The sequence below is a fragment of the Anaerolinea thermolimosa genome (genome assembly GCF_001050195.2).
Taxonomy (GTDB): Bacteria; Chloroflexota; Anaerolineae; order Anaerolineales; family Anaerolineaceae; genus Anaerolinea; species Anaerolinea thermolimosa.
The window spans coordinates 532,038-545,798 of record NZ_DF967965.1 but is presented as its reverse complement, the minus strand read 5'-3'; the positions used below and the strand labels follow the sequence as shown (position 1 = coordinate 545,798).

Here is a 13,761-nt window from a genome sequence, read left to right as displayed (position 1 = left end):
TGATGAGGGTGCCCGTTCCGTTTATAGAGGGATGATCTTCACTGGAGAAAAAACAACGCAATATGGGGAGTTAACAGCGCCTCAACCAGCGCCGCAAGAATCAGCAATGGGATAACAATGCCAACCATCACCCGGCTCCACTCTGCCAGGGCGGCCACCCAGGCCTCACCAATCGTCTGCCCGGGAGTGGGCGTAAGCAGCACCGCTCCCAGCTGGAGTACCGCCGCCGTTGCCAGGATCACCGCCGGGATCTCCAGAACACCATGCGGTAAGAGAGAACTGAGGATGGTTCCCAGGCTTAACCCCTTGATCACCATTGCACGCCCGAGAGCGCCCGCTAACCCCATGGTAGTAAACAGAGGCAACACCCCCAGCACACCAAAAGAGCACACTCCCAGAAGCATTCCTATCAAGAGCGCCCGGATATTCTGAAAGAAAATCATCCTCGCCAGAGACCATTGATTGATTGAATCTGCTCCGAAAAGCTGCATTAAGGATTCGCGGAATTTTTCCGGGGTAGATGATGACGTTGGCACGATAAACCTGTCCACTAGGTTTATCCCCGCCCAGATTCCCGCCAGCGCAAGCCCGGCACTCAGCAGAACCGGCAGGGTTAACCTTGGTAAAGACCGAAGCAAAACCTGCCGATACCAATCCCCCACTGATCGGGCATGGCCGGTAAAGTTCCGGCGAAATACGCCCCAGATCCACGGCAGTTTGAGCACATCAATATCACGCCCGAGCAATTCTTCCCGTTGAAAATGCGCTACCCCCACCCGCACCAGTAAAAAGGTAAGGATGACCACGGCCACAATCACCCACCAGAGTAAATTCTGGTTTCCCCAGAACATGACCAGGGCTTCCCACTGAATCAGAAAGGCGGTAGGGATGATGATAAAACTGGAGAGTAAATTGGCCGAACGCACCGAGGTAGCCTGTAGAGAGACCGCCACCGCACCCGCTACCATCATGACCGCCTGCACCGTGGTAAGCACGACGATTTGCACCAGCATCCCCCCTTCCGGGATGGTGATGCGCCGAATCATCAATCCGGCCAGATACACAATCATTCCAAGGTAACTGGAAACGAGCGGGGGAACCGTGGAAGAGAGCAATTTTCCAAGGTAAAGTTGCCAGTCTTTAAGCGGTGTATTCAAAAGAGGTTCGATACTGCCCCGTTCCTTTTCTCCCACGAAAGACTCCAGAGCAATCACCAGAGATACTGAAATGGGGAAAAACCCCACCACCATCAGGAGAAAAGGCACCAGCCGATCGGCAACAATGGTTGCCCCATACTCTCTGGTAAACCCGAGCATCTGCTGGGCCGTCCAGTTCATAATAAACGGGAAAACCAGAGTCAGACCAATAATTGGAAAGATAATCCTCCAGTCGCGAAATTGATCGCGTACCTCACGGCGGGCGATGATCAGCGCAGGGCGCACAGCGTCAAGCATACACCTCTCCCGATTCTCGTTCTTTGACCAGTTCTAAAAAAGCCTGCTCCAGGCTACGCGGCACTTCCTGGAAAGAAATCACCTCCAGGTGCTGTTCCAGCATCCAACGCAGGAAATGGGGGTTGGTTTGCGCCGGCGACTCGATGTAAAACCGTGCCCGGTCACCATCGCTCTCCCTCAGCGTCACCCCGGCAGGCAAACCTGAAGGCCAGGCATCCAGTGGCCGGGCCAGTTTCACCTCAAATTCCGGCGCACCAAGCAAAATTTCTTTGACCTTCTCCGGTGTTTCCTGGATTAAGATGCGTCCGCCGTGAATGATCGCCACCAGATCGGCCAGTTCCTCTGCTTCAGCCAGGTTGTGAGTGCAGAGGAGCACCGTTCGGCCTTGTTTGCGCAATTGTACAATCGCATCCCGTACCGACCGGGCGCTCTCAGGGTCCATCGCTGAGGTCGGTTCATCCAGCAGGAGCACCGGTGGATCGTGCAATAATGCCCGCACCAGCGCCAGTTTCTGCCGCATCCCTTTCGAAAATTCGCTCAGCCGCTTCTTGCGCGCAACTTGCAAATCAAAACGCTCCAGCAATGGCACCGCCCGTTGCATACTCTCCCTGGCTGAGAGGCCATACAGGCTCCCGAAAAACTGCAGATATTCCTCCGTGTTCATGCGCCCGTAGAGCCCGTGGTGTTCCGTAAGCACCCCTACCGAAGCGCGCACTTTCTCCGCTTGCTTCACCACATCAAAACCGGCAACACGTGCCGAACCACTGCTTGGCCGAAGAATGGAGGTCAACATCCGCACCGTGGTGGTTTTCCCGGCGCCGTTCTTCCCCAGCAAAACCATCACCTTGCCCGATGGAACAAACAGCGAAATCCGGTCAACCGCCAGAAAATCATCAAAAATCTTGGTCAATTCTTCAGCAACAATCATCGATTCACCATCCGGAAAGCCGCGCATGGGCCTTGCCAGGCGTCAGCGCTTTTCCCCCCTCCATAAGCATACCCCTGATTCCAGGTTGAATACTTACAATTTGCTTACAGACAGCCGATGTCGCAGGAACAATACTATCCCGCTGAATACTGCCACACCAAGCATGATCATCTGATTCACATTCACCGTTCCCAGCGGTGCAGGATCGAGCCGGAGGAACTCCAGTCCAAACCGCCCCACCCCGTAAACCCCGGCGTAGATCAGGAAAAGATCCCAGGGTTTCAGCCATCCGCTGAGTTTACGGCTCAGCCAGAGCAACAGGCCCATATTCATGAGGTTCCACAGGAACTCGTAGAAGAATAATGGATGGTAATACGCAACCGACTCAAACCCGGGCAAACGGTGAGCCGGGTCGATAAAAAGCCGCCAGGGCAGATTCGTCGGAGCGCCGTAAACTTCCTGATTGAAGAAATTCCCCCACCGCCCGATTGCCTGTGCCAGCGCCAGCCCGGGAGCGATGGCATCGGCCCATGGAGCCAGCGGCACCTTGCGACTGCGGCAATAAATGGCCGCCGCAATCAACCCGCCGATCACCGCGCCTGGAATACCCAGGCCGCCCTTACGTAAATTCAACGCATCCAGTGGATGGGTCAGATAAAACAGAGTCGTGATTCCCTGTTCCACCATCGAAGCCGGGGGGAAAAGAATATGCCAGAGGCGCGCCCCCACAATGCCACCGATCAACGCCCACGGAAGCAAATCCCAGGCGAATTCTGATTCCTGGCCATATCTGCGGGCTTCACGGCTGGCCAACCACGTCGCCGCAAGCGCCCCCAGCATGATAAGAATCCCGTAATAATAGATCTTGAACGTCCCAATCAGAATACCATCCATCTGAAAACTCATAAAACGCCTCTCGGAAATGAATTTCAGCTATTGTCGTTTCTGGTGCGCCTGCACCCGCACATGGTAGATTCGCTGCACCGCGGTGACATTGGCCAGGATGGCAATCGCCCACAGCGCAATCATGGGCTGGTTGAAGATCAGGCAGGGAGCCAGGACCAGGAACCGCTCCACCCGGGTGAAGATGCCCACTTTGGCTTCCATCCCAAGCGATTGTGCCCGCGCCCGCACATAAGATACCAGTACCGATCCTGCCGCCGCCAGATAAACCAGCACACAGGCCAGCCAGTTTCCAGCAAGCGCATAATACACCATCAACCCCAGGAAAATGACCAGCTCAGAATACCGATCGGTCACCGAGTCCACAAAGGCGCCAAACTCCGTAGGCTCACCCCGCAGGCGCGCCATCGTCCCATCCAGAGCATCAATCGGGCCCATCAAGAGGATCACAATCCCCCCCCAGGTAATCTGCCCGGTAGCCAGCAGATAGGCCCCAATAGTGTTCCCCACAAGCCCCAGGATAGTCACCGTATTGGGCATGAGCCCGAGACGGTTTAAAAAGGCAGCCATCGGGTCGAGTAAATACTTAAATCGTTTTCGAAGCACATCAGTAAAGGTCACGGGGTCTTCCCTGGCTATTTGCTGCATTCCATCACCTCAACGTTAAGATACCAGTGGGATCAAGGGTATGCTAACGTACCGCGTTGAAACTGTCAAGCGGCTCATTCCGATTCGTCTTCCTCATCTTCTCCCTCTGGAGGGAGCAATACTTCACGATCCTTGCCACTTCCCTGAGAGGGACCCACAACGCCCATTTCTTCCAGTTGATCAATCAGGCGGGCGGCACGCGGGTAGCCGATTCGCAACCGGCGCTGTAAAAGCGAGGCTGAAGCCCGCTGAGCCCGCCTCACTACCGCGATCGCATCCTGAATCAGGGCGTCATCGCCGCTTTCCACCACCTGGGCCATCAATTCTTCCCATGGAGCCTCTTCTGACGCTCCGGGCACTTCCTGGTGCTTCCAGAACTCCTGAATGGCTGCCACCTCCTGATCCGAAATCATCACCCCCTGCGCCCGTATGGGCACCCCCGCTTCCGGGTTTAGAAAGAGCATATCCCCTTTGCCCAGCAAAGTTTCTGCTCCGGTGGTATCCAGAATAACCCGTGAATCCACCGAAGAAGCAACGGTAAATGCAAGGCGGGCGGGAAAATTGGCCTTGATCAACCCGGTAACCACATCGGTGCTGGGGCGCTGTGTGGCCACCACCAGATGAATCCCCACGGCGCGTGCCATTTGTGCCAGCCGAACCAGGCTGTGTTCGGTCTGTTCGGGCGCACTCATCATCAGATCGGCCAGTTCGTCGATCAACACAACAATCCGCGGCAGTGTGGCCTCACCCCGGCGGGAAGCCCGGCGGTTGTACACATCGATATCCCGCGCCCGCGCCATTTCCAGCAGGCGGTAACGATTATCCATCTCCATCAATGCCCATTTGAGCACCCCCAGCATACGTTCGACATCCGTCTCCACCTTGCCGAACAGATGCGGCAACCCGTTGAAACGTGAAAGCTCGACCATTTTGGGGTCCATCAGGGCCAGTTTGAGTCTTTCCGGGTGATTGTTCATCACCAGGCAGGTGACAATCGCCGCAATACACACCGACTTACCCGATCCGGTAGTACCTGCAATGAGCAAGTGCGGCATGCGTGCCAAGTCAGCCACTAACGGCTGACCCGAAACATCCTTTCCAAGGGCAATGGCCAACGTGGACTGCAGTTTTTGGAATTCGGGGCTTTCCATGAGCGAACGCAGGCGTACAGTGGTGTTCTTTGGGTTAGGCACCTCAATGCCCACATAAGATCGCCCCGGCACCGGTGCTTCTATCCGCAGCCGTTCTGCTGAGAGCGCCAGCGCCAGATCGCGCTGCAGAGCGGAGATTTGCGCCACCCGCACCTTTTGTTGCACCACCTCACCATCGGGACCGGCACGCTCAATGTACCCCGGTTCAACGGCAAATTGGGTAATCGTGGGTCCCATCCGATAACCTATGACTCGCACCGGTAAGCCAAACTCGGCCAGAGTTTGCTCAATCTTTTGTCCCGTCTCCAAAATAGCCGACTCGTCCGGAATGGCGGGTAATTCTTCCAGAAGCAGTGTAAGCGGCGGCAGGCGCGGATCGCGCTCCGCAGGCCCTGTCCCCTCTCTTTCTTCAATTTCTTCAGCCTGGGGTTTAAACGGAAGGGGCGAGTCTGATCCGGGTTGAGCTGGCCTCTCTCTTGATAACTCATTTAACCAGCGCTCCAGGGCGCGTAATCCCCATTGAAGGGTTCCAAACCCCACACCAGCCAGGAAGAGCCCCAGCACAAGCACCAGAATGGTTCCCAGAGGCCCGGGTAGAAGCTGATCAATGAGCATCGCCAGCCCCCACCCAATGACTCCCCCATCCTGCCCGCCTTCAGCTCGGGCAAGGTCCATGCCACCAAGGATGGATAAAAACGTAAGCACACAAAAGGCCAATCCTTCCAGGGCAAGAACCCGGCCAAGTGAAACCTTTGGCCATGTATGAAAGTAATGGCGAAAGCAGGAAAGAGCCAGCACCACGAAAGCCACAACGACCAGTGGGCTGCCCCACCCAAAACTAAGGCGGATCAGCTTCACCCAGGGAGTGATAAACACACCATGCGTTAGATTAAGCAACCCCAGAGTTGACAGAAGCGCCAGGGCAAGCAGGAATAGCCCCAGCGCGTCCCAGCCAAAACGATTCAGGCTCAACCAGGCTCTGACGAGCTTTTCAACCGAGGCTGGCTGAGCTTCCTCCGAAGGGGGAGCTCCTCCGGGAGCAACAGACGGGGCTTCTTCCCTGGATGAGGAGTGGCCAGATGTTGGCCGGCGAGACGGCGTAGCAGAACTCATCCCACACAAACCAGGCCTAGGCCGAGCCTGCGCCTCTCGGCATCAATGTGTAGAATTTTCACCTTAACCACACTACCCACAGGCAAATAGGTTTCGAGAGTCTCGTGCTCATCTGGCAGGTGAATGGTCGAAATGTGAATCAACCCTTCTACGCCTTCCTTAAGACGGGCAAACGCCCCGTAACGCATAAGCGAGGTGATTTCTCCCTCAACAACGTCACCCGGTTGGTAAGTTTGCACCAACACTTCCCAAGGGTTGGGGCACAGGCGCTTTAAGCTCAATGCCACCCGTCCATTCTCTTCAGAGACCATCAATACCAGCGCATGTACCGGGTCTCCGATCTTGAGAATGCAGGATGGATGCTGAACACGCCCCCAGGAAAGTTCTGATACGTGGATCAGCCCTTCCAGTCCCCCTAGGTCGACAAAAACCCCAAAATCGGTGACGTTGGTCACCGTACCATGCACGATCTCACCAGCTTTAAGGGAGCTAAATAACTCGCGCCTGCGTCCATCACCGGCCAGCGCCGCCCGCTCAGAAAGCACAATGCGTTCTTGTGCCGCTTCACATTCGATGACCTTCAGGTGAAGAGTCTTGCCAATATAATTGTTCAACACCCGTTTACGCTGATCTCCTTCAGCGCCACAGGGCATATCTACCAGATGCGAGACGGGCACAAACCCCTGGATTTTCTCTCCCCGTACGAGCAACCCCCCACGGTTAAACCCGTACACCTCAAGTTTGATCACCGCATCATTTTCAAAGAGACTCTGGGCCCATTCCCAGTCAATCTCACCAGAGTTCCCCCCGGGACTTACTCCCCCCTTGTTGGTACCGGGCCTGGCAGGTACGGCCCCCATGGCTTCTTCATCGGCCAGAACCGATGCCCACCACCCCTCATCTAACTCCGGCGCTTCATCCCCTTCACGCGCAACGGATCTCTTTGTAAGCATCCATCCACCTCCCTTAGCCGTTGAACATACGAATAAACCCGCCCCATTTTTACTGGGGTTGGTGTCGATCCATTTTCCTTGCCTGGCTTTCCATCTCAGCGATAATTCCCGCTACTGTATCAATGGCGATCCGTTGTTTGCGGTAAAGATCAGCTTCCGACATTGCCAGTCGCGTGGCAATCTCCCGCACTTTTCTGCCTTCCATGAACTTCATTTCCAGAATATTATACAATATCCATTCTGGAGTGAAACGGCGCTCACCTTCGGGCCTCACCTGCTCGATTGCTCGCCGCAGGATGGCCCTCAGAGCATTGGCCTGGTTCCCGGCGTGCTCCTCCAGTGCATCCCGTACAATCTTAAATCGCATGAGTGGGCTCTGGGTTAGCTTTGGCCCTCCCCAGTAGTGAGAAAGAGCCTCCTTAACGTAGTTCGGTAAATCTCGCTCATCGGGCAGGTCTTCAGGTGCGGCTAAAAGACCCTGCCGGTCGAAACGCCCTGCCGCACGCAATCGTTGGAGCAGGTCCATCTGGGTCGAGAGGTTCTCCAGTGAGCGGAAGATCTCCTGTTGCACCAGGCGGTCACGCAGGGCAAGCGCCGCCCTTCTGGAGAGCACATCCAGAGCGGCCAATTCTTCTTCTGCGATCTGTTCACTCGAGAGGCCACCAATACCCAGTAAACCCAGCAATTCAGGACGCTCCTCTGCTCCATTATATAACGGCATTAATAAATCAGCCCCCCACTGAAAGAGGAGATTTTGCCCCCCGTCCTGCAGTGTGCGTAAGACCACTTCATCGGGAATTTCCTCATTGCTGCCCGTGACTGAAAACCGCGTCTTTCCAAGGCTGGCAACCAGCTCAGAACCTTCGCCATTGAGACTGATCACATACGCCCCTTCGGCCCGCAGCCGATCGAGAATGGCCGCGAGCACCATCTCCAAAAACTGGCTTAAATCCTGCCGCGTCACCAGTTGATTCTCAAGTTGCCGTAGAGCCAGCAGTTCATGGCGATCGTTGCCATAAAATAACACCTGTTCACCCAACGGCGCCAGGATGGTGATGAAATATTCACAGATTAAAATACAGGCCACCATGGCGATCGGAACGGTGGCATTATAACTGTACCCCAGAGCCTCCACCCCGCGGCGTAAAATCGTGACCACCGCCAGCGTCAATGACGCAGTGAACGGGCCGCGCATCAGCCATTTGAAAAGACGAGCCTTCACCACCCGATCAGGCCAGGCCACACCGAAAAAGGCAATGGCATAGGCCATCACCACCAGAAGAAAACCAATGATCAGGTTCGTCAAGACGCTAAAGGTCCAGAAGATCACCTGATGCTGAGCCGCGAAATTCTGGCTGTAGGGCAGGAAGGGAAAAGCCCCCAGAAAAGGCGCTACCGCCCCAGAAATCAGATATCCCATCCGGCGGCGGCTCGTCGTAGTAATCGTCCGGCGGTAGGCACGGATGAAGTTTATCCATGCCAGCCCCATACATACCAGGTAATAAGCCACGAAAATATTGGTGAACGCCGAAGGTTGAAGGTGAGGCGCCGGGTCAAAACTCGAGCGGACCGGCCCGGTCAACCAGTTAAAAGGCAGACCCAGGAAGAATACGGTGGAAACGCCGTACAGGAGCAGGGTCACCCACCGCCGCCTGCCCCGGCTGGGACGTCCGGTTGTGGCCAGAAGACCATCTGACAAATGGAAGTAAATCGCAGGCAGGTAGACAATCCCAATCCATTGTAACCGCGGCCAGAATTGAATCTCCCATTCCCGTGAAGCAGTGCTCCCAATCGCCTCCGCAGTGAACACGATCACCATACACACCAGGATTAATGCAAAGGAGCGCACCACCCGATCACGCAGATTGAATGCCAGCGAATAAAGTAACAAAGAAAATGCCGTGATCGCAATCCCGGCCGTCAGGATCTGGCTCAGGGTGCGCATGAAGATCAGGAGACTTTCATACCAGGTCATTTTCTACAATACCCGTTCACGTTCACCGAATCCAGCTGGTAAAGAAGAGCGCAATATCCTGATTCAGATAATACTGGTCACTGTACCCGCTGAGTTCAAAACCCAGCTTCCTCACCAGCTGGATGGCAGGATAATTTTTGGATTGCATCTCCACAGTCATCCGCCGGGCACCTCGCTCTGCACCCCAGTCCTGCGTGGCTACCAGCAGGGCAGTTCCAATCCCCTGCCGACGCACCTTCTCTTTCACCACCAGGTCTTGCAGCCAGACGGTCTGAGGACTGAGCTCCATTGAGACCCGTGCAAAACCCACCGGTTCCCCTCCCAGAACCGCCACCAGAACACACCCCTGCTCCAGCCAGTGCTCCCCAAAGAGCTGTGACTGTGAACGCGGATACTCCACCTTAACCGGGCGCGGGAGGCGAATCTCTCGAAAGCGAATGAGATACTGCCCTTCCTCATAGGTGCGATCCATCTGCCAGACACGCGCAGTTTGATAGGCCGGAATAATTTCCAGCAGGGCCGGCAGATCGGAAGAAAGAGCAGGACGAATGGCAACTTCAGGCATGGTTTCTCCGTATTATGGACTGACTACCCGCACCTGAACCACACAGGCAGGGAAAGGGTTATTCTGATTGTCGGCGACCACCAGACGAAGCTGGTAATCACCCGGCACCAGCGCGGATGTGTTCCAGGCACCGATCATGGCGTTAATTTTAGGCTGGTTATCAGCGGCGATGGTTGTCCATTCGTCCGAACCCAGGGGGGCAAATTCATATTTATAAAACCCAAGATTGGGGACATTAATTGTGGCTTTCAGCTCAATGGTTGCGCTTACCGTCTCTCCGGGGCGGGGTGAATTCCATTCGATGACCCCCGGGGTACACCCTTCAGTCTGAGGGGCAAGGGTGGCCTGAATCGAAGAGGCGGTTGGCGTAAAGGCAACGACGGGGGGCAGGGTGGCCGTAGCAGTGGCCAAAAGGTCAAGGGTAGGGGTGGCCAGTGCTGGGAGTTGAGGAATGGCGGGTGCCACAAAGGATACCATCAAAAATTCTCCCAGGATCAGGAAACCGAGCAACGCCAGCATGGTTAAAGATGTGGAGAGCTTCCTCTGAGCTTGCTCGCGTTCCAGCCCAAACAGCGCATTGCGCCACTCATTCCAGGCCTGCAACGAACGTCGGATGTACACCAGCACACCCGTTCCCACCAGAAGATAAATCCACCCTTCATACCTTTGCAGAAAACTCAGCAACTCGTCCAGCGATCGCACTTCCACACCTGTTGCCTGACCGCAATTCTAACGAGGCTTTCTCTGCCCATCGCGTTAAAGTCCGCGAAGCACACGCTCGATGATCCGCTCCAGCTTTGGGACGATGACCTTTCCGGCGGCCAGTACTTCCTCATGGGTCGTAAGGGTATTCCCATCAAGGTTGGCTTTGTTGCTGATTCCCGAAAGACCCAGCACCCGCATATTGGCATGGCGGGCCACAATCGCTTCGGGAACGGTGGACATTCCCACGGCGTCGGCCCCAATGGTACGCAAAAAGCGCAAATCGGCGGGGGTTTCAAACGAAGGCCCCGAAAGCCCGCAATAAACGCCTTCTCGAAGAACAATGTGCTCTTCCGCAGCGCCGCGCCGGGCAAGCTCGGCCAGAGCGCGGTCATATACCTGGCTCATATCAGGGAAACGCGGCCCCAGTTCATCCAGATTGGGACCCCGCAGGGGGTTAAACCCCGTCATTCCGACCAGCGAAATATGGTCGGTGATTAACATCACGTCCCCCGGTTCAAAAGCAGGATGAATCGCTCCGGCGGCATTGGTTAGAATGAGAATGTCAATCCCCAGGCGTTTCATAACCCGCACTGGCAATGTAACCTCCGCCATGGAATAACCTTCGTAAAAATGCGCCCGGCCCTGTTGCACCAGCACCGGCACCCCGAATAATGATCCTGCCACCAGCCGACCAACATGACCGGGCACTGTGGATTGTGGCCAGTACGGGATGGATTCGTAGGGCACCGCCACCGCGTTTGAGATCTTTTCTGCCAGCCCCCCCAACCCTGAACCTAAAACCAGTCCCACTCTGGGCTGAAAGTCTATTCGATTCCTGACAGCCTGCGCCGCCTGGTCAATCTCCGCCAGTGTCAGATATTCCCGCATGGATGAATGTTCCTCCCGTCAAAATCTTTGGGATGATTACCTTCTTTCGTGCAAGTGCATTATATCAAAGATTGTCCCACCCCCGGTGCTGGCCCTTCCACCCTCATTTACAGCCACCATTGCAAAAAGATCACACAACGTCCAAAACCTTACAAAAGTGATATGAAGATGGAATGTACTATCGATTGAATTCAAACTACCGGGATGATAGACTCAAAGGGGAATTTCAATCCGGGTGATTGAACGTTCTCATGGTTTTGCAACGTCGAAGAGACCATTGGGATGAATCAATCGAGAGTTCTTGGACGACAGACGAACACCAAAAACTTAGCCGACACCCTCGATCTGTCGGATAGCTTATCCCATTTAAAAGCTACGGATCAAAACATTGAACTGCTTACCCGGCGCATCAAAGAATTAGAACATCGCCTGCTCATCGAACGCATCCGCAACGAACAACTCCTCAGCCTGAACGAATTCAGTCACCAGCTCGAAAGCCTTCTGGATCAACCTGTAGAAGCCCAGCTGGCTGCCAACACTCTGCACTCGGTGTTTAAGTGCAACCTGGTGCTCGTCCTTTTCCATAACTCCACCGAACAACGGCTTCAACTAATGGCCGCCGCCGGGCCCGATGCCCAGGGGCTCTCAGCCAACTTCCGCCACAGCCTCACCCGCGGCCTGGTCGGGCGAGCCATTCGCGCCCGCCGCCCGTTAATTACCCGCGATTCGAACGACCCCGGTCAGGTCGTCGAAATAGCCCACCTCCAATATGGAGCACAAATGGTCGTCCCCCTCATGTATCACGGCAACCTGGAAGGGGCTATCATCCTGTGCGATGCCGAACCTGACGCCTTTGACCCTGAAGATCTCCCTTATGTGGAAGCCCTGGCCAACCGCCTGGTGATCGCCTGGGAAAACGACCGTAACTGGCATAACCTGACCGAGCTGGTGAAATCAGCGGCCAGCCTGTCCACCACCCTCAACCCGGCTCAATTACTCGACCGTGTCGCAGAGATTGCCTGCACCTCAACCGGAGCAAGTTTTGCCCTGGTGGGTATCCGGCATGAAGATCGTAGAGAATGGCAGACGGGTTCCTCCGGGAAAGCCCCCCTGCCCTTCCTTTCCACCCGGGCCGAATGGCATTCGCTGTTCCAGACCATCTTTAATTCCAAAACCAGCCTGCGTATCCGGGATATTCATAAAGATCCACGAACAGCCCGTTTCACTTCAACCGCCGGTGACTGCCGTTCCATGCTGGCTACCCCAATTCTCATTGATGGAGAGCCTACGGGGGCTATCCTGGTCTTTGGCAAACAAACAGCGCCGGCCTTTTCAGAGCAGGATGAATTTCTCCTCAACCTTCTCAGCACCCATGCCGCAGTCTCAGTCGAACGGTGTCTGCTGGACGAACAACTGCGAACCACCCTCAAGACCACTCAGCTCCTCTACGACCTCAGTATCCGAATTGCCGAAACCGATAACCTCAACCTTGCGGCCCAGGTAATCGGTCGAACGGCATTCCGCCTCTTTCAGGCCAGCACCTGTGGTCTGGTGCTTATTTCTGAGGATGGACTGGTCGAAGCCAGTGTGGTCTTCCCCGGCGACGACCCTCAGATTCAACACCCCGAAGCGCTGATCCGTCAGGCCATTGAGACACGGCAAATCGCCTTTCAACCCCTTTCGGACGATCAATCCCGCATCGTCATTCCAATCCAGACCTCCCGCCGATGCTACGGTGCTCTGTGGCTGGAGATGGATACCAGCCTCCATACCGGCCACCAGCCGGTGGATGAGATCCGCATTCTCATCAACCAGGCCGCAGTTGCCCTGGAACGCTCCATTCTCCTCGCTGAAACACGTCAGCAGGCCAGTAAAATTGCTCAAGCCTATACCGAACTGGAACAATCTTACGATCAGACCCTCCTGGCGCTGATGAATTCACTTGAAGCCCGCGACCACGAGACCGAAACACATACCCTGCGGGTTTCTCAGACCGCCCTCGCTATCGGTGAGCGGATGGGATTGCCTGCTTCGGAATTAAAAGCCCTTCAGCGGGGCGCTTTGCTGCATGATATCGGAAAAATAGGGATCAGCGATTCAATCCTGCTTAAAAAAGGGAAACTCGACCCGGCTGAATGGAACCTCATGCAAAAACATCCGGATATCGGAGCCGAAATTATTCGCGACATTCCCTTTCTCAGCGAGGCCATCCCGGTTGTGGCCAATCACCACGAACGCTGGAATGGTAGCGGTTATCCCAAAGGCCTCCGCGGTGAAGAAATTCCCCTCTTAGCACGCATCTTCATCGTTGCCGACGTGTTTGACGCCCTTACCTCAGATCGCGTCTACCGTGAAAAAATTACCTGCAAGGCCGCCCTGGAATACATTAACAGCCAGTCGGGGATTCTCTTTGATCCTCAAATCGTAGACGTGCTGAACCGTGTAATTCGCGATCTTCCTGAGGCCATCCTCGAATGA

Annotated in this window: 11 protein-coding genes; 1 reads left to right on the top strand and 10 read right to left on the bottom strand. The window is 55.3% G+C overall.

Annotation, left to right across the window (positions count from 1 at the left end; all coding sequences use genetic code 11):
• Positions 1-38 precede the first annotated feature (38 nt).
• The 10 genes from ATHL_RS02535 to ATHL_RS02490 form a co-directional block, all read right to left on the bottom strand.
• The gene (locus ATHL_RS02535) at positions 39-1,454 is read right to left on the bottom strand and encodes a stage II sporulation protein M (RefSeq protein ID WP_062189440.1); all 1,416 of its coding nucleotides are present in this window, start codon (positions 1,452-1,454) and stop codon (positions 39-41) included.
• A complete protein-coding gene (locus ATHL_RS02530; RefSeq protein WP_062189776.1) occupies positions 1,447-2,382 on the bottom strand; it encodes an ABC transporter ATP-binding protein in 936 nt (311 codons plus the stop codon). The genes ATHL_RS02535 and ATHL_RS02530 overlap by 8 nt, the downstream gene beginning before the upstream one ends.
• Positions 2,383-2,475: 93 nt before the next feature.
• Entirely contained in the window at positions 2,476-3,288 is an 813-nt protein-coding gene (gene lgt, locus ATHL_RS02525; protein ID WP_062189437.1) for a prolipoprotein diacylglyceryl transferase, read from the bottom strand.
• 27 nt (positions 3,289-3,315) lie between these two features.
• On the bottom strand, positions 3,316-3,933 hold the full coding sequence (locus tag ATHL_RS02520) for a CDP-alcohol phosphatidyltransferase family protein (protein ID WP_062189435.1): 618 nt from the start codon (positions 3,931-3,933) through the stop codon (positions 3,316-3,318).
• A gap of 74 nt (positions 3,934-4,007) precedes the next feature.
• The gene (locus ATHL_RS02515) at positions 4,008-6,197 is read right to left on the bottom strand and encodes a DNA translocase FtsK (protein WP_062189432.1); all 2,190 of its coding nucleotides are present in this window, start codon (positions 6,195-6,197) and stop codon (positions 4,008-4,010) included.
• Complete coding sequence (locus ATHL_RS02510; protein WP_062189431.1) at positions 6,194-7,150, bottom strand: 30S ribosomal protein S1; 957 nt, start codon at positions 7,148-7,150, stop codon at positions 6,194-6,196. The genes ATHL_RS02515 and ATHL_RS02510 overlap by 4 nt, the downstream gene beginning before the upstream one ends.
• A gap of 49 nt (positions 7,151-7,199) precedes the next feature.
• Positions 7,200-9,125 carry a histidine kinase N-terminal 7TM domain-containing protein gene (locus ATHL_RS02505; protein WP_062189429.1) on the bottom strand — a complete coding sequence of 642 codons (1,926 nt, stop codon included), beginning with the start codon at positions 9,123-9,125 and terminating at the stop codon, positions 7,200-7,202.
• A gap of 22 nt (positions 9,126-9,147) precedes the next feature.
• The gene (locus ATHL_RS02500; protein WP_062189427.1) at positions 9,148-9,690 is read right to left on the bottom strand and encodes a GNAT family N-acetyltransferase; all 543 of its coding nucleotides are present in this window, start codon (positions 9,688-9,690) and stop codon (positions 9,148-9,150) included.
• A 12-nt stretch (positions 9,691-9,702) separates the two neighbouring features.
• Complete coding sequence (locus ATHL_RS02495; protein WP_062189425.1) at positions 9,703-10,398, bottom strand: hypothetical protein; 696 nt, start codon at positions 10,396-10,398, stop codon at positions 9,703-9,705.
• 48 nt (positions 10,399-10,446) lie between these two features.
• Positions 10,447-11,283 carry a purine-nucleoside phosphorylase gene (locus ATHL_RS02490; protein ID WP_062189423.1) on the bottom strand — a complete coding sequence of 279 codons (837 nt, stop codon included), beginning with the start codon at positions 11,281-11,283 and terminating at the stop codon, positions 10,447-10,449.
• Positions 11,284-11,565: 282 nt separating this feature from the next.
• Here ATHL_RS02490 and ATHL_RS02485 point away from each other — a divergent pair, with 282 nt between their 5' ends.
• Positions 11,566-13,761 carry an HD domain-containing phosphohydrolase gene (locus ATHL_RS02485; RefSeq protein ID WP_062189421.1) on the top strand — a complete coding sequence of 732 codons (2,196 nt, stop codon included), beginning with the start codon at positions 11,566-11,568 and terminating at the stop codon, positions 13,759-13,761.